This window comes from Methanosarcina mangrovi, assembly GCF_052057765.1.
Taxonomy (GTDB): Archaea; Halobacteriota; Methanosarcinia; order Methanosarcinales; family Methanosarcinaceae; genus Methanosarcina.
Window position 1 is genome coordinate 4,458,040 of sequence record NZ_CP195120.1, and the last position, 23,969, is coordinate 4,482,008.

25 protein-coding genes are annotated in these 23,969 nt (G+C 45.6%); 13 read left to right on the forward strand and 12 right to left on the reverse strand.

Annotated elements, in window-relative coordinates; all coding sequences use genetic code 11:
• Positions 1 to 47 precede the first annotated feature (47 nt).
• The gene (locus ACSAZL_RS19660) at positions 48 to 1,430 is read left to right on the forward strand and encodes an MFS transporter (protein ID WP_440948910.1); all 1,383 of its coding nucleotides are present in this window, start codon (positions 48 to 50) and stop codon (positions 1,428 to 1,430) included.
• A 181-nt stretch (positions 1,431 to 1,611) separates the two neighbouring features.
• Positions 1,612 to 1,830, forward strand: coding sequence for a PLDc N-terminal domain-containing protein (locus ACSAZL_RS19665; protein ID WP_440946259.1), 219 nt, complete (start codon positions 1,612 to 1,614; stop codon positions 1,828 to 1,830).
• Positions 1,831 to 1,962: 132 nt separating this feature from the next.
• On the opposite strand, the gene ACSAZL_RS19670 is transcribed toward ACSAZL_RS19665, so the two are convergent.
• Positions 1,963 to 2,496: a c-type cytochrome gene (locus ACSAZL_RS19670; protein WP_440946260.1), complete on the reverse strand. Its 534-nt coding sequence runs from the start codon at positions 2,494 to 2,496 to the stop codon at positions 1,963 to 1,965.
• A gap of 290 nt (positions 2,497 to 2,786) precedes the next feature.
• Entirely contained in the window at positions 2,787 to 5,024 is a 2,238-nt protein-coding gene (locus ACSAZL_RS19675) for a heavy metal translocating P-type ATPase (RefSeq protein ID WP_440946261.1), read from the reverse strand.
• Between the two features lie 124 nt (positions 5,025 to 5,148).
• On the opposite strand from ACSAZL_RS19675, the gene ACSAZL_RS19680 reads away from it, so the two are divergent.
• Positions 5,149 to 5,322, forward strand: coding sequence for a hypothetical protein (locus ACSAZL_RS19680; RefSeq protein WP_440946262.1), 174 nt, complete (start codon positions 5,149 to 5,151; stop codon positions 5,320 to 5,322).
• A gap of 326 nt (positions 5,323 to 5,648) precedes the next feature.
• A complete protein-coding gene (locus ACSAZL_RS19685) occupies positions 5,649 to 6,197 on the forward strand; it encodes a hypothetical protein (protein ID WP_440946263.1) in 549 nt (182 codons plus the stop codon).
• Positions 6,198 to 6,281: 84 nt separating this feature from the next.
• Here ACSAZL_RS19685 and ACSAZL_RS19690 read toward each other — a convergent pair whose 3' ends face one another.
• Complete coding sequence (locus ACSAZL_RS19690; protein WP_440946264.1) at positions 6,282 to 6,503, reverse strand: hypothetical protein; 222 nt, start codon at positions 6,501 to 6,503, stop codon at positions 6,282 to 6,284.
• Between the two features lie 897 nt (positions 6,504 to 7,400).
• On the reverse strand, positions 7,401 to 7,613 hold the full coding sequence (locus ACSAZL_RS19695; protein ID WP_440946265.1) for a YgaP family membrane protein: 213 nt from the start codon (positions 7,611 to 7,613) through the stop codon (positions 7,401 to 7,403).
• A gap of 387 nt (positions 7,614 to 8,000) precedes the next feature.
• Between ACSAZL_RS19695 and ACSAZL_RS19700 the strand changes: the two genes are divergently transcribed.
• Together ACSAZL_RS19700 and ACSAZL_RS19705 are read left to right on the forward strand one after the other, a co-directional pair.
• A complete protein-coding gene (locus tag ACSAZL_RS19700) occupies positions 8,001 to 9,275 on the forward strand; it encodes a YcaO-related McrA-glycine thioamidation protein (RefSeq protein WP_440946266.1) in 1,275 nt (424 codons plus the stop codon).
• A complete protein-coding gene (locus ACSAZL_RS19705; protein ID WP_440946267.1) occupies positions 9,272 to 9,931 on the forward strand; it encodes a TfuA-related McrA-glycine thioamidation protein in 660 nt (219 codons plus the stop codon). Before ACSAZL_RS19700 ends, ACSAZL_RS19705 begins: the two co-directional genes overlap by 4 nt.
• Before the next feature lie 121 nt (positions 9,932 to 10,052).
• Here the strand turns inward: ACSAZL_RS19705 and ACSAZL_RS19710 are convergent, their stop codons facing one another.
• Together ACSAZL_RS19710 and ACSAZL_RS19715 are read right to left on the reverse strand one after the other, a co-directional pair.
• Complete coding sequence (locus tag ACSAZL_RS19710; RefSeq protein ID WP_440946268.1) at positions 10,053 to 10,310, reverse strand: hypothetical protein; 258 nt, start codon at positions 10,308 to 10,310, stop codon at positions 10,053 to 10,055.
• Entirely contained in the window at positions 10,307 to 11,272 is a 966-nt protein-coding gene (locus ACSAZL_RS19715) for a DUF7490 domain-containing protein (protein ID WP_440946269.1), read from the reverse strand. The genes ACSAZL_RS19710 and ACSAZL_RS19715 overlap by 4 nt, the downstream gene beginning before the upstream one ends.
• A gap of 151 nt (positions 11,273 to 11,423) precedes the next feature.
• On the opposite strand from ACSAZL_RS19715, the gene ACSAZL_RS19720 reads away from it, so the two are divergent.
• Both ACSAZL_RS19720 and ACSAZL_RS19725 read left to right on the forward strand, forming a co-directional pair.
• Positions 11,424 to 11,876, forward strand: a complete 453-nt coding sequence (locus tag ACSAZL_RS19720) for a universal stress protein (protein WP_440946270.1) — start codon at positions 11,424 to 11,426, stop codon at positions 11,874 to 11,876.
• Positions 11,877 to 11,931: 55 nt separating this feature from the next.
• The gene (locus tag ACSAZL_RS19725; RefSeq protein ID WP_440946271.1) at positions 11,932 to 12,438 is read left to right on the forward strand and encodes a ferritin; all 507 of its coding nucleotides are present in this window, start codon (positions 11,932 to 11,934) and stop codon (positions 12,436 to 12,438) included.
• A gap of 131 nt (positions 12,439 to 12,569) precedes the next feature.
• Here ACSAZL_RS19725 and ACSAZL_RS19730 read toward each other — a convergent pair whose 3' ends face one another.
• The 4 genes from ACSAZL_RS19730 to ACSAZL_RS19745 all read right to left on the reverse strand — a co-directional run bounded on the left by ACSAZL_RS19730 (position 12,570) and on the right by ACSAZL_RS19745 (position 15,144).
• Positions 12,570 to 13,550: a radical SAM protein gene (locus ACSAZL_RS19730; protein WP_440946272.1), complete on the reverse strand. Its 981-nt coding sequence runs from the start codon at positions 13,548 to 13,550 to the stop codon at positions 12,570 to 12,572.
• Between the two features lie 32 nt (positions 13,551 to 13,582).
• Complete coding sequence (locus ACSAZL_RS19735) at positions 13,583 to 13,798, reverse strand: hypothetical protein (RefSeq protein WP_440946273.1); 216 nt, start codon at positions 13,796 to 13,798, stop codon at positions 13,583 to 13,585.
• A gap of 294 nt (positions 13,799 to 14,092) precedes the next feature.
• On the reverse strand, positions 14,093 to 14,482 hold the full coding sequence (locus ACSAZL_RS19740) for a DUF5320 domain-containing protein (protein WP_440946274.1): 390 nt from the start codon (positions 14,480 to 14,482) through the stop codon (positions 14,093 to 14,095).
• A gap of 167 nt (positions 14,483 to 14,649) precedes the next feature.
• A complete protein-coding gene (locus tag ACSAZL_RS19745) occupies positions 14,650 to 15,144 on the reverse strand; it encodes a DUF134 domain-containing protein (RefSeq protein ID WP_440946275.1) in 495 nt (164 codons plus the stop codon).
• A 134-nt stretch (positions 15,145 to 15,278) separates the two neighbouring features.
• On the opposite strand from ACSAZL_RS19745, the gene ACSAZL_RS19750 reads away from it, so the two are divergent.
• From ACSAZL_RS19750 to pylD, 5 genes are all read left to right on the forward strand, one after another.
• Positions 15,279 to 15,995, forward strand: coding sequence for a hypothetical protein (locus ACSAZL_RS19750; RefSeq protein WP_440946276.1), 717 nt, complete (start codon positions 15,279 to 15,281; stop codon positions 15,993 to 15,995).
• A gap of 580 nt (positions 15,996 to 16,575) precedes the next feature.
• Complete coding sequence (pylS, locus tag ACSAZL_RS19755; RefSeq protein ID WP_440946277.1) at positions 16,576 to 17,895, forward strand: pyrrolysine--tRNA(Pyl) ligase; 1,320 nt, start codon at positions 16,576 to 16,578, stop codon at positions 17,893 to 17,895.
• A gap of 246 nt (positions 17,896 to 18,141) precedes the next feature.
• Positions 18,142 to 19,194, forward strand: coding sequence for a methylornithine synthase PylB (gene pylB, locus ACSAZL_RS19760; RefSeq protein ID WP_440946278.1), 1,053 nt, complete (start codon positions 18,142 to 18,144; stop codon positions 19,192 to 19,194).
• 1 nt (position 19,195) lies between these two features.
• Complete coding sequence (pylC, locus tag ACSAZL_RS19765) at positions 19,196 to 20,287, forward strand: 3-methylornithine--L-lysine ligase PylC (RefSeq protein WP_440946279.1); 1,092 nt, start codon at positions 19,196 to 19,198, stop codon at positions 20,285 to 20,287.
• Between the two features lie 75 nt (positions 20,288 to 20,362).
• Positions 20,363 to 21,142 (forward strand): 3-methylornithyl-N6-L-lysine dehydrogenase PylD, encoded by a 780-nt coding sequence (gene pylD / locus ACSAZL_RS19770; protein WP_440946280.1) that lies wholly within the window; start codon positions 20,363 to 20,365, stop codon positions 21,140 to 21,142.
• 224 nt (positions 21,143 to 21,366) lie between these two features.
• Here the strand turns inward: pylD and ACSAZL_RS19775 are convergent, their stop codons facing one another.
• Positions 21,367 to 22,989 (reverse strand): methylamine methyltransferase corrinoid protein reductive activase, encoded by a 1,623-nt coding sequence (locus tag ACSAZL_RS19775; RefSeq protein ID WP_440946281.1) that lies wholly within the window; start codon positions 22,987 to 22,989, stop codon positions 21,367 to 21,369.
• A 207-nt stretch (positions 22,990 to 23,196) separates the two neighbouring features.
• The gene (locus ACSAZL_RS19780) at positions 23,197 to 23,898 is read right to left on the reverse strand and encodes a class I SAM-dependent methyltransferase (RefSeq protein ID WP_440946282.1); all 702 of its coding nucleotides are present in this window, start codon (positions 23,896 to 23,898) and stop codon (positions 23,197 to 23,199) included.
• Positions 23,899 to 23,969 lie beyond the last annotated feature (71 nt).

Here is a 23,969-nt window from a genome sequence, read left to right on the forward strand (position 1 = left end):
ACCTTCTTTTTGGCACAAAACCTTAAAACAGAAAAACTGGCATGAATATGGAAACAGATCCGGAAAGCATGGGGCAGGAAAACGGGACTGACCCTCCAGCAGAAGAGAAGATTTCCCTTCTTCCTCTCCTTGCCGTCAATTTCATAGGCACACTCGGACTCAGCATTGTTCTCCCTTTCCTTGTATTTCTGGTTAACCGGCTTGGAGGCAATGCCTTCATTTACGGGCTTGCAAGTTCGATGTATCCTGCTTTCCAGCTCATAGGCGCCCCTATTCTAGGCAGGTGGTCTGACATCTACGGGCGTAAAAAGGTCCTGCTCTTAAGCCAGGTGGGGACTCTCCTTTCATGGCTTATCTTTCTCGGAGCTCTTTTCCTCCCAATTGTAACCCTTTTTGAGGTAGATTCCGAAGTCCTGGGAGCTTTTACCTTTACCCTGCCCCTTGCAGTGCTCTTCTTTGCCCGGGCTTTTGACGGACTTACAGGAGGAAACGTATCCGTAGCCAATGCTTACCTGGCAGACATTACCGAAGAAAAAGACCGGAACCGAAATTTCGGAAAAATGTCGGTCTCCTCAAACCTCGGGTTCATAGTGGGCCCTGCCCTTGCCGGGCTTTTGAGCGTAACGGAATACGGAGAAGTGGCTCCAGTCCTCGGCGCAGTGATAATTTCGTTCATAGGCACTGCGCTTATCATATTTTATGTTCCTGAAAATAGAGAGTGCTCTCTTGAGAGATCTCTTAAGGAATCTCTTGAGAGACCTTTTGAAGGACCTGCTGATGCTGAGAAGATACGAAAAGTCTTTGGCTACGAGATAAAGGAATGCAGAACCGTGCAGAAAATGGGGAAGCCTTCCTTCAGGGAAGTTTTAAAGCTTCCTGATATCCCTTATATGCTCGGCCTTTACTTCCTCATCTTTCTTGGTTTCAATATTTTCTACACCGCTTTTCCGCTGCACGCAATCGCAGCTCTTGACTGGGGCATCACAAAAATGGGGGTCTACTTTACTGTTCTGAGCGCCCTTCTGATAATCGTGCAGGGTTCTATACTACCGAGACTTTCAAATAAATATTCTGATGCTTCACTTATAATATTCGGAAGCCTGATGCTCGGAACAAATTTTCTGCTACTTATCCCCGGAAACCTTTTTCTAACCTATCTTGCAACGGGATTTTTCGCCCTGGGCGACGGACTTATGTGGCCTTCTTTCCTCTCCCTTTTGTCAAAGATTGCGGGGAGGAACTACCAGGGAACCGTACAGGGGTTTGCCAGCAGCTTCGGAGGGCTTGCAAGCATAACCGGGCTTATTCTCGGCGGGCTTTTATATGAGCAACTTGCAGGAAGAGCCTTTTTGCTTGCAGGAATGGTGATTTATATCGTATTTTTACTCAATTTCAGGCTCAGGCGATTTGAGAAAGAGCTGAAACATTGAAAAAAACTTGAAGCCGAAGAAAGACGGATAAAAAAGTGAAAAACAAACTGTTTAAGTAAACAGGGCCGTATATAGGGAATGTATAGGGCTGTATATAGAGCTGTACTAAAAAACAGAACAGAGCTTAAAAACAGAGCTTAAAAATCCGGACTAATAAAAAACCCAAACAGGAAACGGTAAAATGCCACTTAATTCCCTTATCCTCATTATATTCGGATTAATTTTTCTTCTTTCTTTTATTCTCTGGGCCTGGACCCTTGTTGACTGTCTGCGAAAAGAAACAGATAAAGGGAATACACGCCTTAAATGGGTAATAGTAATTGTTTTTACATACATTGTAGGAGCTTTTCTTTACTACCTTATCAGGCAGCCTAAAAGAATCAAAGAACTCGGCAGGTAATTCTCAAGAGCTCAGGCATCTCCTGATAAGGCCCGGATATTTGGCAAAAAGTTATTTGGAAGCCTGAAACAGGTACATTTAAGGAACAGCACATTAAAAATATCCGGAGAAAAAGGAGAGGGGATTCCCCCCTCAAAGTGTTTTAAGGTATTCAACAACGTCATTTACATCTTTATCGGTCATATTCCATCTGGGCATGGTAGGGTCAAGAGGCTTGCCTGCTGGATCGATGCCCTCCAGGATTGCCCTTTTGATGGTCTCGTCCGTGTATGGAGGATGTTCTTCCTCTTCTTCGTGCTCTTCAGAAACAAGACTTTCATACCTGATGTCTGGAGGGATCACGGGACTCATCATTACCGGATAGCCTCCTCTCCCGTCTGTCCGATGGCAGTCAACACAGCTCCCCCCATGAACGTACAGCCAGTGAGGGCCGTACTCTGTCTCAATACGCTCACCGCTTTCATTAAACCCGGAGTAGTAGATTAACTCCCCGTTTGACTCGAAATCACTTATGTTATAGGAAGGATATCCTCCCGGATACATTCCACCCCCCGGATACATACCTCTTCCCGGATACATTCCGGTACCAGGATATGGAGTCCTGTTTTCCGGGTAGATACCATACCGGCCATAGAAGCCGTCCCCTGTACGAGAAAGTCCCCACATGGTCCCGAAAGAAAAAATAAGGACAGCTATCCCTGCGACTATCAGAACCAGCAGTATAATCAGGAATGGATTGCTTTTGCTCTCCCTGTCTGCGATGCTTTAACCCCCTTTAAATCATACCTGAGTTTATCTGTTAAAATAACCAGCCAAAATAATCAGGCTTTCTGTTCACTGCTTATTATTTTTTTCGTTTTCTCCGTACATGCTTTAAGATAAATTTGACTCCTGCAGAAACCAGTGCTGCCAGAGCCATTATCTTCATCAAAAAACGAATTATTCCGAACATTAAATCACCCCATCTTTAAAGCTCTTGCATTTATAGCTACGATCACGGTACTCAGGCTCATGAGAACTGCCCCTATGGCAGGGCTCAGTAAGATGCCGTATCCGTAGAGTACCCCCGCTGCAAGTGGAATTGCAAACACGTTATACCCGGTTGCCCAGAGCAAATTCTGGTACATCTTGGAGTAAGTCTTTCTGGAAAGCTCAATAATGTACAGCACATCTCCGGGATCGTTTTTTACCAGTACGATATCAGCGGTTTCGATTGCAACGTCCGTACCTGCCCCGATGGCAATTCCCACATCAGCCTGGGCAAGGGCGGGAGCGTCATTGACCCCGTCTCCGACCATTCCTGTAACGTACTGCTTCTGAACCTCAATGACCTTTGCGGCCTTTTCGTGAGGGAGAACTTCAGCAAAGTAGTCGTCAAGCTCCAGTTCCCTGGACACCCAGGCAGCGACATATCGGTTGTCCCCGGTAAGCATCAGGCATTTTATGCCCATTCCTTTGAGCTTTGAGATTGCTTCCCTTGACTCTTTCCGGACAATGTCGGCAAGGGCAAGGGCTCCAAGCACCTTCTCTCCTTCAAGCAGAAACACAACGGTTTTTCCCTGCTCTTTAATTTCTTCAATTTTCTCGGATTCGATTTTCCTGTCATTCAGGCCGATCCCTTTTTCTTCCAGGTAGCCCGGGCTTACTACAAGGAATTTCTTGCCTTCGATTGTGCCCTCAATTCCTTTTCCGGGGATGGAACTGAACTTTTCTACCGGCAAAGGCTCTATCCCCTCTTCCCTGGCACTCTCAAGGATCCCCCTTGCAATCGGGTGTTCCGAACTTGCTTCAAGGGAAGCTGCAAGGCTGAGAATCTCTTTGTCGTTTATTTTATCGGCCTCCCCTGAGAGCGAAACTACATCGGTTACTCCAAACCTGCCCTCGGTGAGGGTACCTGTTTTATCAAAGATTACAGCTTCAAGGCTGCGAGCTTTTTCAAATGCCTGCCGGTCCCTGATAAGAAGCCCGGACTTTGCTGCCAGGGAAGTTGAAACTGCAACTACTAGCGGGATTGCAAGCCCGAGAGCGTGCGGGCAGGTGATAACCATTACGGTAACCGCCCTCTCCAGGGCAAAAACAACTTCATGCCCGAAGAAGATCCAGAGGAGGAATGTGAGTGCACCCACAGTCAGGGCTATGATCGTGAGATACATTGCAGCTCTGTTTGCCAGGTCCTGAGTTTTTGATTTGCTTTCCTGGGCTGTTCTGACGAGTTCGACAACCTGATTGAGATAGGTGTCCTTGCCTGTTTTTTTGACCTCCACGACAAAAGCCGCTTCCCCGTTAATCGAACCGCCTATGACTTCATTTCCCGGATTTTTTGAGACAGGCTTTGACTCCCCTGTGAGCATTGATTCGTTGACGCTGCTAGACCCTTCTATAACAGTCCCGTCAACAGGAATCTTTTCCCCGGGTTTGACCAGAACCCTGTCCCCTATTTTCAGCCGGTCAACCCCCACATCAACAGTTTCGCCATTTTTCTTCAGGTGAGCAACCGAGGGCATGATTTTTACCAGCTCTTCAAGGGCTCTTGAAGCCCCCATTACCGAACGCATCTCCAGCCAGTGCCCGAGCAGCATTACATCAATAAGGGTCACAAGTTCCCAGAAGAAGACTCCCCCGGGAAGCCCGAAGACCACGGCAGAGCTGTAAAAATAAGCCACACTTATAGCAACGGCTATAAGGGTCATCATCCCCGGAGATTTCTCTGCAAGCTCGTCTTTCAGCCCCTTGAGGAACGGGTAACCACCATAGAAATAAACGACAGAGGAAAGCAAAAAGGTAATAATATCCGCACCGGGGACTCGAAATTCAAAGCCAAAAAAGCCCTGAATCATGGGAGAGAGCAGTAAAACCGGGAAGGTCAGTATAAAAGAAACGATGAATCTTTTTCTAAAATCTGCAAGCATATGAGCATGGTGATCGCCGTGACCTTTTCCTCCGGCTTCATGACCCTCATGTTGCATTCCTTCATGCTGATCGTGGGTTTGAGGTTTCTCTCCTGTATGTCTTTGAACTTCCGGAAGGTCCTCATGCAGCATATTTCCAGCAGGCTTATGCCCGTTTTCTTCGTGCAAGTCATGGGAATTTTTGGAAATTTCCATTCTGGAGTCATATTTTGTATCGTGAGGAGAGGGCTTATTTACCTTAACTGTAGAACCTCCAGTATCAATCCTCTTCTCTTCAGCCTGCATATACCCAAATACCCCCTGATTTTAATTTTATGTGGGATATTATAACTCTTAATATATTTGAAAATAATGGAATCAAACGTCCTGCATCGAGAAATCATTGAATTAATTTAAAAAATCAGATGGAATGAAAGAAGATAAAAGAAAACATAAAAACATAAAAAAGAAAACTTCAGCAACTTTGTTTACTCTTAATACCCCGATGGACAATGTGTATCAAAAAATAGAGCATAATGAAGCAAACAGCCCCGATGAAGACAGTAGACCAGAAAGCCACATCCGCAGGAATGTAACTGGTTGATCCAAAATCCCCAAGCAACGTCGACATATTATAACATATATGTTCACGCCTAATAAATTTACCTGGCCACCTTAGAAAGGAAAAAGAAAGATGAGAGAGTTAATAAGACAGAGCAAAATATAAAAAATCAGCGTATGAGATATTAAAACAAGAAGCTATACATATTTTATTTTTCCATAAACTTCTAATCACTGATTTTTACCTTATAACCTGCTACATACCAAGGAGCAGACCGAAAAGCTAATTCCGGTGAGACCATATAAATTTCAATTCTATTCAAAATACTTAAATATGTTACTGTCGTTTATTTTTAAGGAGGCAGCAACATGTCGGATCAACAGAAAGAAATTGAGTGCGAACTATTCGAAACATATAATAAAAATCTGGATCGGTTTTTTTCGCTAATAAAATTTATATTTGTAATATTTGGGCTCTATACTTTAACACTATCTAACGTATACGGCAAACTCAATATAGGCATACTCGACAACGCACAAATTGTTTCAATTTATTCCCTTCTCGCATGTTTGCTCTTTATCAGCATAGCACTTATTATTCCGTTTTCACAGCTGGTGCTGCCAAAGGAACGCAAGTTCAAACAAATGGGGAGTTCGGTTAAATTTAGAGAGGAAAACGAGCTTAAAATACATAATAAAAAATTGTTTGTAGTAGTCCGACAACAGGAAAATTATTATATGAGTTCATTTTTGCTGGTTTTGCTATCTCTTATTTTCTTCTGTGGCCATTTCGTACCTTTTGCAATTTGTATTGCTATTCCGGTTTTCATAATCTCCGTGTTATATCATCTTACATTTTCCGAGTGGATGAAAAAAGAAAACAAAAATATCAAAATTGCACAGCCTCGTGAAGGATAAACATACCTTTTCCTTCGATTCTTATCTTTTTTACTGCCTTTTTATCCATGAATTATTAACTCATTCCGAATCGCACAGAAATAATTATGAGTGATTTCTCTGGTTAGGACAGCAGAGTTGCGACGGCAGAGTTGCGGCTCTGCAGCCCGAATTTCGCCTCGGGAGCACGAGGTCTGTTTCGGCAGAGTTGCGGCTCTGCAGTACGCTGCCCTTTTCGCTTCGCTCAAGAGGGCCAATTTTGGGATATAGTAGTGAGTTACGCTCAAGCAGACTAATTTGCAGGTTAAAATCGGGAACTTCGGTCAAGCAGAATAACTTAAAACAACGGTAAAATAAAGAGACGCAGAAGAGCGGTCTTTCCCGCAACGAAGAAGAGAAAAGAGAATGAGAGCCAGAAAGTAAGAATGATATCAAAAGAGCAGAAAAAACGATAGAAGGCTGGCGGAAGCCTTTGTATTTGCCTGAATTGAAAAAGTATTTTTCGGAGTTAAGGAAAACATCTATCTTTCTTGCTGCCATGCGGCCTCATCCCCGTGAGGTGCGGGAAGAGAGGATTGAAAGATTTCTTCCGGGCTCCGGAGTGATCAAACAATTAAGTGACTGCCTGATTTTTAAGGATAAGAAAATGGATTAAGAGAATGATTAGAAATTATATATGCATCTGGTTTCTTTAATGACTTTACCCGTACTATCTTTTTCTACGAATCTCATGATTTCTTTGTCGTGAGAAACCATTGTATCACAGTAGGGGCATACTTCTTTATTTCTATACATTACCGTGTGCAGAAATGTTTCTGCATCTTCAAATTGAACAATTTGTGAGCGGAACCATTTTCTACACTGTGTGCATCTGACTTCACAACTGCTTGTCACTTTCATTTTCTATCATCTTTTAGTTAATATATATACAGGAAATATTATCAAACATATATATAAAGTAACGTGACAAAAATTCGTCGTGCGATTGAATCAGAAAAAGAGAGGCACTTTATATATCCAGTAACTCACGAAATAAATAGCCGTTGCCGAATATCGCCCTGAGATTAAAGAAAAAGAGGAAAAAAAATCAGCCGAAGGCCGGAGAAAAAATCAGCCGGAGCTTAATAATTTCATTTTCAAATAAAACATCTGCCGAAAAAGAATCAGATAATTGCTTTCTCCGATGTACTGCTGGTGAGGATCGAACTCTCCGTACTCTTTTTGTTATTTTTTCTTCGCAGTGTTTATCCCGAGAAGAACATAGGGAGTGCAGTGTCTCAGGATTGAGCTGTAGAGCCCTGTAAAAGCTATCAGCGCAACGATCCATTTCAGAGGAGAACTTTTAATAAGATTCATTGCCAGAACAGTGATACCAAGTGTCCCGAACAGGGTTCGGAGTACCAGATCAAAGCCGCCCACATTTTCTTCCAGAAACAATTGTTTGAGATTTGTCAGACAAAACCCCCTTATAAACCTTCTTACATACTTATAGAACCTCGCAATTATATAACGTTGTTCTGTTTGTATTCTGTTGTACTCGACCGAATCTCATTGTATTCCGTTTAATATTTCACCTGCCAGAAAGTCCTGCACAGGAAAATTGTAACAATCTCCGTAATTGTAACAACCCATGTAATTGTAACAACCCATGTAATTGTAACAACCCATGTAATTGTAACAACCCATGTAATTGTAACAACCCATGTAATTGTAACAACCCATGTAATTGTAACAGTCCCCGTAATTGTAACAATCCATGTAAAAGGGCCGTAAATTCCCGAAAAATCACAAAATATATAACAGGAAATGAGAAGGTTTCTAACTATGCCCGAGATAAAAATTGACAGGTCACTCTCATACCTCGAAGGCACTCAGCGAGTGTATGATGAAGCCACAACCCTTGAAAACACTAAAGAGCAGATAAAAAAGATAGGTGTCACCCGAATTGCAGACATCACAAACCTGGACAGGCTCGGGATTCCGATCTTTTCGGCAATCCGCCCCAGTGCCGCTCCGGGAGCGATCAGCATCTACTCAGGCAAAGGCTCAACCGAACAGCGAGCCCGAATTTCGGCAATAATGGAGAGTTTTGAGCGCTGCCTGGCAGAAAGGCCGGGTGTGAACGCAAATATAGAAGGTGGCATCTCTGCCCCGGCGCTTGTGGAGTCCTATGTCAATGCAAAGGAAAACTGCAGTGTGCTTGACCCTAATTCCCTGCTCCTGTCCCAGCCCTTTAATCCCGGCTCCCTTATAGAGTGGGTTGGAGCATACGATTTGATGAACGGAGAAGAGGTCTTCGTAAGTGCAAATGCGGTTTACCACCCCTATGACGCCCCCGGGCAGTGCCAGAAACTTTTCCTGAGCAATACCAACGGGCTGGCATCCGGAAACGTGCTTGAGGAAGCAATCCTTCACGGGCTGCTTGAGGTTATAGAAAGGGACGCAATAAGCACGGCCCAGTTTACCCGGAACCTTGGAAAAGAAATCGTGCTGACCGAAGAAGACGGCTACCTGTACGAGCTTGCCCGGAAGTTCAAAGATTCCGGAATAGACCTCAAAATCTGGCTTGTCCCGACTGACACCGGTATCCCCACAATAATTGCAGCAACTGACGACGTTAAATTAAAAGACCCGGCTCTCCTGGTCATGGGGGCAGGTTCCCACCTTAAACCCGAGATCGCAATTGCAAGAGCAATAACCGAAGCTGCACAATCAAGGGTAGTCCAGATTCAGGGCGCAAGGGAAGACACGGACCGGGAAGGCTTTATCCGAAGCGTGGGATACGACCGCATGAAACGCCTGAACTGGTTCTGGTTCGAAGAAGGAGAAAAAATCTCCCTTTCCGAAGTTAAGGACCTCTCCGGAAAAAGTCCGGCAGAAAACATCGATGTAATACTCGAACAGCTAAAGGGGCTCGCCGAAAAGGTACTTGTCATAGACCTCTCAAGAGAAGAAGTCGCAGTGCCTGTAGTCAGGGTAATCATTCCGGGCTTTGAGCTCTTCACGATAGACCGCGACCGGAAAGGAAAAAGAATTACTGCCGGGAAGAAGAGAGAGTTTTCAAGAGATAGAAACGATAAGCCGTGGAAAAGAAGATGAAAGCAAGAGCAGTTATCTTTACCGGTAACAGCATCAGCCATGAGGAGGCAAAAAAAATCCTCCGGGCAAACTACCAGCCCCCCATACGCAGGTTCCAGCTTGAAAAGTTTGTCCAGCAGGGGTATAAGGTCATAGGGATTATAGACGGAGTTTTCTTTGACCGGGCTGCAGTAGGGCACAGAGAGATCATGTCTGCCCTTAATGCAGGAGTGAAGGTTGTGGGCGGAGCCAGCATGGGAGCCCTCAGGGCTTCGGAACTGGACACACACGGCATGGTAGGCGTTGGGAAGGTCTATGAGTGGTACAGGGACGGGGTTATCGAGTCCGATGACGAGGTGGCTGTAAGCACCAACCCTGACACCTTCGAACCCATTTCCGTGCCCCTTGTAAACATAAGGGAAACCCTTAAAGCCGTTCTCGCTGCCGGGCTTGTGAGCGAAAAAGAACATGATGCCCTCCTGGGCCTTGCGATCAACACCTACTACCCTGACCGGAGCTATCTCGGGCTTACAAAGGAAGGGGCAAAAAAAGGGCTTATACCGGAAGAAAAAAGAAAGCAGCTTCTTGATTTTTGCATTAACAACGAAGTTGACGTAAAAAGACAGGACGCCGTTCTTGTGCTTGAAACTGTAAAAAAGCTTATTGAAGAGGCCTGATACTTAAGGTCTCCTCAAATCAAGGGTTTCGGCTCTTCAAACTTTTTGATATCATGCTTTTCCTATATTTCATACATTTCAGACCTGCTTCCAGTTTTTCAGGCAATTATTCACATTTATTTCAGCGCTGTACTATGTACAGCCTGAGAACATACAGGCTTGCAAGCAGGACAATGAAATTGTATACAGCCCTGAAAATGGGGATATATTGATACTCAAACCAGATCTCGATTACTCGCTCTATTGAAAAATAGAGCTGGAAGGTTGCCACAAGCAGAAGCAGCATGGCAATCACAAAAACTCCTTTTTTGAAGTTATCCCCGAGATCTGAAGTTTTTGCCCCTTTTGTCTCTGAACTGATCTCTTTTGTTTCACTCATCCAAACCGCCTCCTTAGAACTGCTGCCGAACAAAGCAGGCCTGCTGCCAGGAAAAGGCTGAAACCGGGAGCTTGTTCTTCTCCGGCATATTTCTCTTCAGGGATCATTTCATAATCATCCACGTTTTCAAATTCGCTGGTCTGAATCTTCTTTGTTTCCGCGGAAGTTTTATCTTTAACCTCAACTTTCGGGTTAAGCTGGATATAATCTTCCCCGCGCCTGACAATGGTATCATTGTTCCAGATCAGCACTTCGACAGCGTAGTTGTACTGGTCAGGCATGGTCAGGTTAACACTCCGAATAACTGTTGTTTCGGGCTTGGTCTCTCCTGTCCGGGTCCAGACCTTATCGGCAAGCAGCCCCGCGTCCAGTTCCCGGACCTTGACAAGCATACGGAGGTCCTGACTGGTTTTCTTGCCCTCATTTGTCAGATAGATGTCACTTTCAATGAGGACTTTTCCGTCTTCCACTTTCCTGACCCTGAAATCCATTTCGGAAATTTCAAGCCCTATGTCCTGCACATCCGCAGGCAGAAAATCAAGGTTGTAGACATTGATTTCTCCGCTGCCCCTCTGGGTATCCTCTTCGAAAAGGACCGAACGTATATTGTAGCCTCCGGCCTTGGGCAGGCTCAGACTTTGGCTTACGGCTTTTGTTTCCCCTTTTTCCAGCCTCCCTAATTCAATTTTTTCCTGTGTTTCAAGCAGCCCACTTTCCCTGCTGTAAACTTTCAAAAGAAGAGAAGCATTTTTCTCCGTATCCCCCTGATATTTTTCTACGTACGTGGTAACATTGAGGTCTACAAAAGAAGTCCCGGCACGGTCTGCTGAGATGTCCATATCTTTGATACTGTAGTAGCTTTCCTCTTCAAAGCTCCGAACGCAACCGCTTCCTGAAGCAAAAAGGAAGATAACAGACATCAAAAACAATATCCGGATTAGCTTGATCCTCTGTTTTCCCAAAGTTCATCCTCCTCTTTGTTAATTGTATCAAGGAGTATATGTTTTTTGCCTGTATCGACATACCTTTCTTTCCCTGGAAATTGGCAGATGAGAATTATTAATAGGAACGGACGCATATTCGGAGAAGGGATAAAATTCTCGGGGCTGGATCATGGAGAGAGAACTTTATAGAAAAATATTAGTCGCAACCGACGGCTCTGAAAGTGCCAGAAAAGCTGCAGATACCGCAATTGACCTCTCCCGCCTGAGCGGAGCAAAAATTTATGCCGTCTACGTTGTTGACAGGTCGGTTTATTCTTCGGTTCCTGAGGACCCTGAGTGGGAAGAAGCAATGTACGTCCTGTTCAGGGAAATGGGGGAAGAAGCTGTTTCTTACGTGGAAAAAACTGCAAAAAACGCAGGCTTGCAGGTAGAGTCCGCCCTTCTTGAAGGGCATCCTGCAGAAGAAATTATCAATTTCGCAGAAAAGAACGGGATGGACCTGATTATCGTTGGTTCTCTCGGGAAAAGCGGAGTCGAACGCTTTCTACTCGGAAGCGTATCCGAAAAAGTAGTCAGGAACGCAAAGATCCCGGTACTCGTCGTACACGGGAAAAAACAGTGAAATTCAGGATTTTGCGGAAAAAATCAGATGGGATTCAACAAAGTGAGGGGAAATAATGCTGAGTGAAAAGATGGAAGAAGCGCTGAATGAACAGATTAACAAGGAACTGTACTCGTCTTACCTTTACCTTTCCATGGCGGCACACAGCTCGTCTATCGGGCTGCCCGGATTTGCCCACTGGTTTAAAGTACAGGTCAAAGAAGAGACCATCCACGGGATGAAGATCTTTGATTATGTCAACATGCAGGGGGGAAGGGCAAGGTTAAAGGAAATCAAGGAGCCACCCATGGAGTTCGGGACACCGATGGAAATGTTCCAGAAGACCCTGCAACATGAAAAGTTCGTTACCCGTTCAATCAATGAGCTGGTAGAGCTTGCCAGTTCGGAAAAAGACGAAAAGACTGTTTCTTTCCTGCAGTGGTATGTCGAAGAGCAGGTAGAAGAGGAAGAAAACGACAACGAGATAATTGATAAACTGAAAGTTGTCGGGGAAAACAAAGATGCCTTATCAGCACTGGATGCTGAGCTGGCAAAGAGGCTCCCTCCGGAGGATGAGGAATAAAGTATCAGAAAGCAAAAATTAGAGCAAAAAAGAGGATAAAAATTCCGCTTCCGGATGCTACGAGCTCCTCCCCCAAAGTCAATCTCATTTTCCTTTTATTCATTTTTTTCCTGTCCCACTTTACCTGTAATTTATTTTGTTCTGTAGTACTCCCCGGTTTCCGAGTCTATTTTCTCTATTTTGCTTCCACCAAGCAATTTTTTAAGGACAGGGCTAAGGCTTTCAGGGTCCATGTTCAGGCCCTGCCATATCTGTTCGAAGGTACAGGGCCTCCTGAGGAGAAGGGCATAGACCTCTTCATACGGTTCCCGGTGTAAAACCCTTGACCTCTTGTTTTTTCCTTTTAAAACAAGCCTCACTTTTTCGTCCCCAAACTCCGAAACAAAGCGCTTCGCAATTTCCCTTAACCTTTCCTCAGAGACCGGTTTTACCCATTTTTCTGCAGGGGGACGACTGATTGTCAGAATTTCAATCTCGTCAGGGCATATATACCTGATTGTTGTTACCAGGCCCTCGACCTCTTCATCAGTACTGTTCAGAGGCTTCCCTGTCTCACTCTCAAGAAACATGACCTCAAGTGCAAGCTTTTTTCCGGCCCCTCCTTTTGCAAGTTCCCGTAAGCCCTCGATTATTTCCTTCAGGGCTATACCGGGAGCGGGCCTGTGGATCTCTTTCCAGGTATTTTCATTTCCTGAAACCAGAGTTGCAACAACCAGGTCCGCCTGAGCCAGATTCTTTCGGACGTCTTCTCTTCCAACAAGGGAAGAATTCGTGATTACACAGACAGGGATTCCGCCTACCTCCCTGACAGCCCGGATCATCTCCCCCAGAGAAAGGTTCAGGGAAGGTTCGCATGTCCCTGAGAAAGTGACATAGTCCAGACCCTCGATGTCTTTATAGAAATTCCGGAAACTTTCGGAAACTTCTTTCGGAGTCACCGATTCTTTTACATCTTCAGGACTTCCGAGTTTTAGCTCAACGTGCCCGAGCTGGCAGTAAATGCAATCATAATTACAGTTCTTTTTCGAGCCGGTGTTTTTAATCACATCGACCCCGAGAGATCTTCCGAGCCTTCGTGAAAGAATTGGCCCGTAAACGATTCTTGATTTCATTATATGGGCTCTTCTTTTTGTCGTGTAAGCGGTCACTTCCTGACCATAGGAGTCCCGCACTCTTCACATTTTATCTCAATGCAGGGCACTCCCGGCCTGTGAGGCACCTCGTGTCCGCATTCAGGGCATATGCATGTCCCTTCCGGGCCGCCGGTTCCTCCCCCGCTCCTGCACTGCCCTCTACCTTCCCGGCTTATGCCCACACCTGGGCCTCTACCTTTAGGACCGCTGCCGTCTCCACCTGGCATTCTGTAATCTCCTCCTTCGATATTTACTGCTTTTCTATGTACAGAGGAGGCTTCAATCACTTTTTCAAGTACTCTTCTGAGCGCCCTCTGAAAAGTAGATTGGTGAACATCAGGCTGCTTTTACAGTTAACCTGCCAGTCTATAAGAGACCGGGGGAATCTACCGGGAAATCCACCAGGAATCCCTCCATTTCCCAGTTCAAAATTCATTTTTTTAAACTCGTTTATGAATAAATTTGGAGTCCATCAATGAACCATCCAGTTAATGAACTCATTTTTGAATTTGTCTATTAATTCATTCCTTTTTATCGTTTTCCTGAGACTGGAGGTTCTTCAAATTTTCCGTTAATCTATCAAACTCCTGTTTCAGAGCTTTTATTCGGTCCTCAAGGAAATCTATATCCGATTCTGCCCTTGCCTGAGAAGGTGCAGGGTAGTAATATCCAGAGTACTCATCCCGGGCAGCAAACTTTCCACTTCTTCTGGAGCCGGGAATTCGCCTGCATCCGAAACTCCGAGCTGCTCCACAGACTGCATCTCGGCTCATACCGCACCCGGACTTACGGCCAGCTCCCGCAGGAGCGCCTGTCGTATGACCCGGACCGTCACTGCCCGAGCAGTAACCCATAGCTTTTCCTGTCTTTGATCTCTGGCCCATCGGACCCGTTCTATCTCCATGTGGCATTGTTTCCAACTCCTTTCATTGTACTATCAATATACTATTAATTTACATTCAAAGTTCGGGTGAGAGGGAAGAAGCTTTAAACAGTTCAGAGAAGACAAATTGAGATGGAGCAGCAAAGGAGCACTGGTTGAACCTTCCTTCAACTCTTTTTCGACCCTCTTTTTAACTTACTTCCTGACCATTGAGCTTCCGCATTTTTCGCATTTTACCTGGCTACAGGCGACTCCCGGCGTATGGGGGATTTCATGCCCGCAGGCGGGACATACACAGTATCCATCAGGTCCGCCGAACCGTTTACCCCGACCCCTGCCCTGTCCACGGCTTCTTCCACCACCAACCGGGCTCTGGCCAGCAGGACCTGTCCCGTCTTCACCTGGCATCCTGTAATCTCCTCCTTCAATTCGTATTGCTTTTCCATGAACAAGCGCTTCGGTTACTTTTTCAAGTGCTTTTTTCAGGGCCCTCTGAAAGGTGGACTGGTGGATCTCCATACGAAGTGCAGCTTCGCCCTGAGAAAGATTTTCCAGAAAGCTGAGCCTCATGGCCTCGAGTTCATCGATAGTTAGCAGAACCTCTTCGGGAATTTCACTTTCGGAGCCGAAAGGTCTGAACTGCCTTGCCGAATGTTCGAAATCCACTATCCTTCTTTTTCTAGGGCGCATAATTATGCATAATAATGCGAAACTATATATAATTTCGCATTCATGCCAGACCCCGGACCTAAAATAGCTTCCGGAGGAAAAAAGGAGATGTGCCAGTCAACTTTTAATACATGAAGCTTGAAAAGCACCGTTAAATGTTAAACAACCCGGAATTTGATATTGTGAAAAAAGGTTTCGAATGGCTCTCTGCCCAGCAAATTCAGTCCGTAAAAGAACTTGCAAGTACGGTATCGGCTCATGCTCTATGGGGACTTCCGAATCCCTATACCCCCCTTCTTATCCGTAAAAAAGAGGGTGACTGCTGGAACTCCTCAATAAGGGATACGGCAAGAGCCTGTTCAGCCCTTTCGGCGGAAGGAATCGTATTCAGGGCTCCGGAAAGGTGGCTGATTTCGATGAAAAAAGGAAGCTCATGGAATGAAGACGTCTATGACACTGCCTATAGTCTTGGGGCTCTTGCTGATATGGAAGTTTCTGATAGGGAAGGATGCAAATGGTTATACGCAAACTACGGGCCTGCCTGGGAACAGGTCGGCACGACTTCCCTTGTAATCACAGCCCTCAGAAAGCAGGATAAACTGACCGGAAGCAGGGACTATGAGAATTTTATAAGGGAAAGAGCTGAGTGGATCCTCTCAAAAAAAGGACAGGAAGGAGGCTGGGAACATATTTCCACAAGCAATCTGGCGATCCAGGCTCTCCTTCTTGCAGGTTTCAAAAAGGAAGTGGGAGACTCCATTGACTGGCTCCTCGGAAAAGCCCGTGACAACGGAGCCTGGGGGAACAAAGAAGACGATATAAACGCAACTGCCCTGGCTCTGAGCACACTCGGGATGTACGAAAGAGCCTGAACAGGAAAACTTGATATATTTCTTTATCCATTTCCCTAATCCATTCGAGGTTTTCACCCACTTTTTTCATCCGGATTTTTCTACCGGACTTCTTTTATTTTCTGTCTTTTATCGGGACCTGGTTACTGAAAACCGTTTCCCAAAAACTATAAATAAGACCTCGAATTTTGCCAGGTTTTCACCAAAAAACATATATATAAAAGAATAATATTTTATCTTATCAATTAAGATTGCTATAGAGAAAAAACAACATATAAAATTTAATTCTATTTTGTTGAGGAGGAAACCTGATCATGTAGATCGAATGGACTCTAAATCCGTTCAGCCGGGTTAGATTCCCGGGGTTTCCGCCATGTTTCTGAATCCCGGAATGGCACTTGCATAACATTCCACTGAGATTTTTTATAGAATCAGGAAACACTTTCCAGAGCCTATAAACTATTTCTATTTACTGGGATTACCTATTCTTTTCCGGGTAGCTGTCAGCAATTGCTGGCTCCACGCTTATGTTCTGTAAGCCGGGGTTCTGAATACTGTTCTTGGAAATTATCCGGGTTTTAGTTCACCGAGGGGTAACACTATGGATAAAAAACCACTAGACACTCTGATATCTGCAACCGGGCTCTGGATGTCCAGGACCGGAATGATTCACAAAATCAAGCACTATGAAGTTTCAAGAAGCAAGATCTATATCGAAATGGCATGTGGAGACAGGCTTGTTGTAAATAACTCCCGGAGCAGCAGGACTGCAAGAGCGCTCAGGCACCACAAATACAGGAAGACCTGCAGGCACTGCAGGGTTTCGGACGAGGATATTAACAACTTCCTCACAAAGACCAGCGAAGAGAAGACAGCCGTGAAAGTCAAGGTTGTTTCTGCTCCCAGAGTCAGGAAAGCCATGCCGAAATCCGTCGCCAGAGCCCCAAAACCGCTTGAAAGCCCAGCACAGGCTCCGCTTTCCGGGTCTCAACCTGCATCCGCGACCCCTATTTCTGCACCGGCACAGGCTTCCGCATCAGCAACAGGCTCGGCTTCGGCAGCACAGGGAATGGCAAAACCTGCTACAGCTCCGGCTGCTCCTGTTCCGGCGAGTGCTCCTGCACTTACAAAGAGCCAGCTTGACAGGCTTGAGGGGCTGTTAAGCCCGAAGGATGAGATTTCCTTGGATTCCGGAACGCCTTTCAGAGAGCTTGAGTCCGAACTGCTCTCCCGGAGAAAAAAAGACCTGCAACGGATCTATGCAGAAGAAAGGGAAAATTACCTGGGAAAACTCGAACGCGAGATTACGAAATTCTTTGTGGACAGAGGTTTTCTGGAGATCAAGTCCCCGATTCTGATCCCTGAGGAATACGTGGAGAGAATGGGCATTAACAGTGACACGGAGCTTTCAAAGCAGGTCTTTAGAATCGACAAAAATCTCTGCTTAAGGCCCATGCTTGCCCCGAACCTCTACAACTACCTGCGCAAGCTTGACAGAGCCCTGCCTGACCCGATAAAAATCTTCGAGATAGGACCCTGTTACAGGAAAGAGTCAGACGGCAAAGAACACCTGGAAGAGTTTACCATGCTGAACTTCTGCCAGATGGGGTCGGGCTGCACGCGGGAGAACCTTGAAGCCATAATCACGGAGCTCCTGGACTACCTGGGGATCGACTTCGAGATTATAGGGGATTCCTGCATGGTCTACGGAAACACCCTTGATGTCATGCACGGCGACCTTGAACTTTCCTCAGCGGTAGTGGGGCCCATACCCCTTGACCGGGAATGGGGAGTTAACAAGCCCTGGATAGGAGCAGGTTTCGGGCTCGAACGCCTGCTGAAGGTCATGCACGACTTCAAGAACATCAAAAGGGCTGCAAGGTCCGAATCTTACTATAACGGGATTTCTACCAACCTGTAAACCGGGAATTTCCTGAAGAGTAACAGTGAAAACAGTGAACTGCCCTAAGTCCTCTGGACAGGGATATCAGAGTGGCAATAAACGGCAATCTAAACTTAAAATGGCAAAAAAACAAGTTCCGGGACTTAAAATGGCGAACCGGAACTTCAGAATGGCAAACAGGTCTGAAAAGATCTGACCTGAAAGAAATCTGAAAGGAAGTTGCAAGGATGGAAAAAAACTGTAAAACTATGAGAGGGTGAAATTTTGATCCAAAAAATGGCAACCGAGGACCTTGACAGGTTCGGAGAGAAAATTATTGAAGGCTTTCAATTGTCTGATGACGACCTGAGGGCGCTTCTCTCCCTTGAATCCGAAGAAGAGCTGGAAAAGCTGTACCATGTAGCCCGAAAGGTCAGAAACTACTATTTCGGGAACAGGGTTTTTCTTAACTGCTTTATCTATTTCTCCACATACTGTAAGAACCAGTGCGCTTTTTGTTACTATAACTGCAAAAACGAAATCAACCGCTACCGCCTGACCAGAGAGGAAATCAAAGAGACCTGCAAAGCCTTAAAAGGAGCAGGTTTTCACATGATTGACCTGACCATGGGGGAGGACCCATACTACTATGAGGAGCCGGACCGTTTCGTTGAACTTGTCCAGACAGTAAAGGATGAACTCGGGCTTCCCATTATGATTTCCCCGGGAGTGATGGACAACTCAACCCTTCTCAAAGCCAGGGAAAAGGGAGCAAATTTCTTCGCCCTGTACCAGGAAACCTATGACCAGGAACTTTACGAAAAACTCAGGGTAGGGCAGTCTTTCGAAGGAAGATATAACGCACGCCGCTTTGCAAAAGAGCAGGGGTACCGTGTGGAAGACGGGATTCTCACGGGCGTCGGAAACGATGTTGAGTCAACAATCAAGTCCTTGAGAGGAATGAAAGCAAACGACCCTGATATGGTCCGGGTTATGACATTCCTGCCCCAGGAAGGAACCCCGCTTGAAGGTTTCAAAGGGAACTCAAACCTTTCGGAACTGAAAATAATTGCAATTCTCAGACTAATGTTTCCGAAATGCCTGATCCCGGCATCCCTTGACCTTGAAGGGATCGACGGCATGGTTCACCGCTTAAATGCAGGCGCAAACATTGTCACCTCCATCCTCCCCTCGGATTCAAAGTTAGAAGGCGTTGCCAACTATGACCGCGACCTTGAAGAGCGGGACCGTGATATAAAAAGCGTAATCAAACGGCTTGAAAGTATGGGAATGGAACCTGCGCCGCAGGCAGAGTTTGAGTCTGTCCTGGGGTGCTAGCTTGAAAACCATATGTCTTATAGGCGGGAAACTCCAGGGCTTCGAAGCGGCTTACCTATCTAAGAAAGCCGGAATGAAAGTAATTGTGATAGATAAAAACCCGCAGGCCCTTATAAGGAACTATGCCGATGAATTCCACTGTTTTGATGTAATAAAAGAGCCGGAAAAACTTCTTGAGATCTCAAAAAGTGTTGATGCCATACTCCCGGTAAATGAGAACCTTGAATGTATAGAGTTCCTGAGTTCCGTAAAAGAGAAATTCTCCTGCCAGGTCCTCTTTGATTTCGAGGCTTACCGGACCAGCAGGGACAAGAAAAAATCAAAAGAATACTTTGCATCCATAGGAGTCCCGACCCCACAGGACAGACCGACCAGACCGCCTTATTTTGTAAAACCCCCCTGTGAAAGCAGCAGTGTGGGAGCAAGGATAATTTATGACGAAGAGGAGCTTGGAGCACTTGAGCCGGGCATGCTGGTAGAAGAATATGTGGAAGGGGAAGTGGTTTCCCTTGAAGTAATCGGAGACGGGACCCACTTTGCCGTGGTAAAAGAAACCCTTGTGCACATTGACGGAACCTACGACTGCCACATGGTAACCCCTCTTCCTTCTGACCCTTTCTTCAGGGAGATATCCTATTCCCTTGCAGCAAACCTGCCCTTAAAAGGGATCATGGACGTGGAAGCAATCTCCGGCCCGCAGGGATTGAAAGTAATCGAAATCGATGCCCGTTTCCCGAGCCAGACCCCAACTGCAGTTTACTATTCTTCGGGAGTTAACCTCATAGAACTCCTGTTCCGTGCCTTCGGAGAAGGTGTTGGAGAGGCCAGGACCCTTCCTGAAGACAGGTACTGCATTTACGAACACCTCATGCTTGCAGAAAACGGTGCTCTCATCCCTGTGGGAGAGCAGGTACTTTCCATGGGAAACGATTACGGCAAATATTATGAAGAGCCCGGGATTGAGATTTTCCTGTGCAGAGGAGAGGACCCTGTGTTCACCCTGGTCTTCTGGGGCAAAGATAGGGAAGAAGCCGAGAATAAAAAGAGAACAGGGCTCTTGATCCTGAAAGACCGCTTCGGAGCGGCTGTGTAAAATGGCAAAAATCGGATAAGAATAAAAATTTGCTCGAAGTAAGAATTTGTTTAAAACAGAAGAAGGAGATAAAAAATGGCACTTTTGACCCCAGAAGACCTGGAAAACATTAACAGACAGCTTCAGGAAGCTGATTCTGCTGTCCGGAGAGTTACAGGGTTTGACATAAAAGGAGTCTGCAAAGACTTCTACGGCACTACCCCATGCTGTGAAAAGGTAGGTATCGTACCTGTGACCTCGGGAAATGGGATCATAGGAAATTTCTCGGAATCCCTGCACGCAATTACCGAATATTTCGGATTTGACAGTTTTGTTACGAAGATGCCTGATGTGAGCGGGTACTATGAGGCAGTAAGAAACGGAGCCCGAATTATCCTTATGGCGGATGACAACACCTTCCTTGCCCATAACCTCAAGAACGGAAAAATAGCCAACAACCAGCCCTGCACAGGAATAATTTATGCGGAAATCGCCTCCAGATACCTGAAAGCCGATTCTAAGGACGTGCTTGCCGTTGGCCTGGGGAGAGTGGGCTTTCCGGGAGCAGCACACCTAGTACATAAGGGTTTCAGGGTCTATGGCTATGATGCTGACAAAGACCTTCTGGAGAAAACAGTTTCCAGCCTCGGGATTACTCCTTATGACCCCGAAAACCCCAGGAAATTCTCCATTATTTTCGAGGCAACTCCCTGTGCTGACACGATTCCAGAATCCGTGATTTCGGAAAACTGCGTAATTTCCACCCCCGGAATTCCCTGCGCAATTTCCAGGGAACTCCAGGAGAAGTACGGAGTGGAACTTGTAATGGAACCTCTCGGGATAGGGACGGCATCTATGCTATATTCTGTCCTGTGAGCCTTCTGGGCTGGCAGAGCTAGCAAGTTAACACCTCCCGAATTGTGCGCCAACAAGGGGGGTGTGGTTCTACAGCCCGAACTCCGCCTCAGGAGCACGGAGCCTTTTCGCTTGCCATGCTTCGCTCAAGCGGACTGATTTGTGACGCTGAAATGTGCCCTGCTCAAAGTGGAAGGAGTGAAGAATAAGTAAAGGAAAAGAGAGGGAATGAATCCCAAGAATCTTTATTTTTCCTTTATTTTGAGTTTTGTAATGTCAATTGCATTTTCGGGGCAAACGCTGACACAGCGCCGGCAGCTTGTCCCGAGGCATTTCTGACTGTCATATTTTGCGATCCTTTTGCCGTCGGTTTCGGTGATTTCAAGAGCATCTTCGGGACATTCATTTACGCAGGTCTGGCAGCATACACATTTTTCTACAGGGACTTCAAGGATTATGCCTATTTCTTTGAGGATGGCAAGCCCGCCGGTTCCGACCTGCTCTATATCCTTACTTACCCTCTTTTCTATGTCGGCGTGCTCGAGGATCAGGGGAAGTTTGGGCAGGCCGTAGAGTTCAAGCATCTGGTCGTACATTTCGAGGGGCATGCCCATTGTCCAGTAGGAGAGTTCACAGAGGTAAAAGTTGTTGAAAGTATTGCTGGTTGCCATCATGAGGTGGTCGGCAGTGATCTTTTTTGCAACTTCGATAACGTCGTCCAGCCTTGATTTGTCCAGTACAAGTTCCCGTGCAAGGGCAAGGGAGGTGTTTCCGAACTGTACGACTTTTCTGGCATAACCCGGGACTGCTCCGAGCCTGCGGGCGTCTTCGGCATCTACATAAGCTCCGGAAGCCCCTGACATGTACGCATACTCAAGGTCTTCGTACTTGATTCCGGATTCCACTATGAGGGTCATGTGAGCAGCCCGGATTGCCCCTATGGCTTTTCCGGCTTCTTCGACGTCTTTTTCAGTAATCTCGATTCCGGGGCCTAAAATCAGTTTTCCGTTGGGAAGTTTGGGAGGCTTTTCAATAAGCCCGCTTTTCAGCGCAAGGGCAAATACCGAGATTACCCCTGTTCCCGTAATGCCTGAAACCTCATACCCGTTAGATTCTTTTATCTCGCCGCTTACAGGGTCGATCAGGTAAGCTTCCTGCTTTTCCATTTCCCTATCAAGCACCAGAATTTTCCAGTATTCACCTTCGGGCTTTACATCACAGATCGCCCCCGGACTTGCAAGCATACCGGAACTGATCCCCTGCCCTTCGATTGCAGGACCTGCCGCAGCACTTGCAGTTATAATCCTGTCCCCGACCTTGAGAGCCATTTCGGCATTTGTCCCATAGTCAGTCACGAGCGCAGGTTCGACCTGTGTAAGGAAATCGGTTTCGAGCATCATGGCAAGGGCATCAGCCCCTATCTCGTGTTTGATTGCGGGAGGCACGATTATTTCACAGTTAGGGAGGGTTTTATCCCCGAAAAGTTCGGAAGCCGGAAATACACGGGCATCTCTTTTTACGTTCTGGACCCCGAGCATTTTCTGTTTGTTTTCTCCGGCGTATGCAAGGTCCCTTATTTCGATATTCTGAAAAAGAGAAAGCTGAATAGGGTTCCCACAGACTGCAAGCCTTTCCACCTTCGAAAGATCGGCATCGAATTTCAGGAACATCCTCCTGATTGTTTCGATAATTACGCCGTGAGCCACATCTTCCCCTGTCATGATTGCAAAATCCAGGTGGTCCATGACATTTCCTCCGGGAAGAGGATGCCCCATGGTTATGACTGTTTTTAAGGTTTCGTTCGTATCAAGATCAATAAGCTGGGCTCGAAAACCACTGGTACCCAGGTCAAGTGCTATTCCGTACATTTTTAGATCCTCCTGAAGCATACGTCGTCCCGAAGAGTCCGGCACCATAGACTGCTTCGGAAACGGATGATATAAAGAGTTTATATTTTCAAATACAGAGAGAGGACGCAATATTATTCGATATGAATTATGTAAAATAGAACTTATGAATTATATAAATTAGTATTATTGGTTGAGTATCTGGCTACTTCAATTCTTCACGTGAAATTATTTCTTACAAATGTAACTTGCCATAAATCCGTCATATTTAATATATTCGATATAAAATCCCACACCTGTGAGAAGGCCCTCCATAACCCAATCCAGTGTTGAAAATTCTTCTTTTATGTGGATTTCCGTTTCTTCAGCAATTTTATCCCCGGCAGATTTTTCCAGATCAGTTATAATTTTATCGAAATAGCTATCATAATTCTGAATAGAAGAAGGGAATACAACATCGTGCAAATAGAATTTTCCTTCTTCCTTTAACATCCCGTAAATTCTTCTCAAAGCCATCATTTTCCAATAGTCAGGAAGATGGTGTAAAGCCAGTTGAGTGACAATCACATCAAATAGTTCATCATGATTTTCATATGTTAGAAACCCAGCATTATAAAATTGTATATTTGTTTTATTCTGGCTTTCAGCCTTTCTTCTTGCAAAGTTTATCATCATTTTCGAAACATCGATAGCTATAACCTGTTTGCAGTGTGCCGAGATCTTAAGGGCCAATTCTCCTGTTCCTGTCCCTATTTCAAGAACCACATCACTTTTCTTTATTTTCAGGAGTTCTCGGATGCGGTTAGACTCATTTTCAATATTTCTCAAGTTCTGCATACGTAAATCATAAGTATTTACTTCTTCGATATCTGTATAATCTACTCCACATTGTTTGAATTCATCATAATACCATCTTGGATATTGGCGCATATAAGCTCCTCCGATAGGGCAAAGAGAAAAAGACGAGTATGCATATTACTGCTTTAAGCCATATGATAAAT

Bases quoted from the DNA above. Each gene is read 5' to 3' on its own strand.
- ACSAZL_RS19725 (WP_440946271.1), top strand. From the start codon at position 11,932: ATGCTGAGTGAAAAGATGGAAGAAGCGCTGAATGAACAGATTAACAAG.
- ACSAZL_RS19670 (WP_440946260.1), bottom strand. From the start codon at position 2,496: ATGTGGGGACTTTCTCGTACAGGGGACGGCTTCTATGGCCGGTATGGT.
- ACSAZL_RS19740 (WP_440946274.1), bottom strand. From the start codon at position 14,482: ATGCCACATGGAGATAGAACGGGTCCGATGGGCCAGAGATCAAAGACA.
- ACSAZL_RS19710 (WP_440946268.1), bottom strand. From the start codon at position 10,310: ATGAGTGAAACAAAAGAGATCAGTTCAGAGACAAAAGGGGCAAAAACT.
- pylD (WP_440946280.1), top strand. From the start codon at position 20,363: ATGGCACTTTTGACCCCAGAAGACCTGGAAAACATTAACAGACAGCTT.
- ACSAZL_RS19720 (WP_440946270.1), top strand. From the start codon at position 11,424: ATGGAGAGAGAACTTTATAGAAAAATATTAGTCGCAACCGACGGCTCT.
- ACSAZL_RS19750 (WP_440946276.1), top strand. From the start codon at position 15,279: ATGTTAAACAACCCGGAATTTGATATTGTGAAAAAAGGTTTCGAATGG.
- ACSAZL_RS19705 (WP_440946267.1), top strand. From the start codon at position 9,272: ATGAAAGCAAGAGCAGTTATCTTTACCGGTAACAGCATCAGCCATGAG.
- ACSAZL_RS19735 (WP_440946273.1), bottom strand. From the start codon at position 13,798: ATGCCAGGTGGAGACGGCAGCGGTCCTAAAGGTAGAGGCCCAGGTGTG.
- ACSAZL_RS19660 (WP_440948910.1), top strand. From the start codon at position 48: ATGGAAACAGATCCGGAAAGCATGGGGCAGGAAAACGGGACTGACCCT.
- ACSAZL_RS19780 (WP_440946282.1), bottom strand. From the start codon at position 23,898: ATGCGCCAATATCCAAGATGGTATTATGATGAATTCAAACAATGTGGA.
- ACSAZL_RS19700 (WP_440946266.1), top strand. From the start codon at position 8,001: ATGCCCGAGATAAAAATTGACAGGTCACTCTCATACCTCGAAGGCACT.
- ACSAZL_RS19775 (WP_440946281.1), bottom strand. From the start codon at position 22,989: ATGTACGGAATAGCACTTGACCTGGGTACCAGTGGTTTTCGAGCCCAG.
- ACSAZL_RS19665 (WP_440946259.1), top strand. From the start codon at position 1,612: ATGCCACTTAATTCCCTTATCCTCATTATATTCGGATTAATTTTTCTT.
- ACSAZL_RS19685 (WP_440946263.1), top strand. From the start codon at position 5,649: ATGTCGGATCAACAGAAAGAAATTGAGTGCGAACTATTCGAAACATAT.
- pylS (WP_440946277.1), top strand. From the start codon at position 16,576: ATGGATAAAAAACCACTAGACACTCTGATATCTGCAACCGGGCTCTGG.
- ACSAZL_RS19675 (WP_440946261.1), bottom strand. From the start codon at position 5,024: ATGCAGGCTGAAGAGAAGAGGATTGATACTGGAGGTTCTACAGTTAAG.
- ACSAZL_RS19730 (WP_440946272.1), bottom strand. From the start codon at position 13,550: ATGAAATCAAGAATCGTTTACGGGCCAATTCTTTCACGAAGGCTCGGA.
- ACSAZL_RS19680 (WP_440946262.1), top strand. From the start codon at position 5,149: ATGAAAGAAGATAAAAGAAAACATAAAAACATAAAAAAGAAAACTTCA.
- ACSAZL_RS19745 (WP_440946275.1), bottom strand. From the start codon at position 15,144: ATGCGCCCTAGAAAAAGAAGGATAGTGGATTTCGAACATTCGGCAAGG.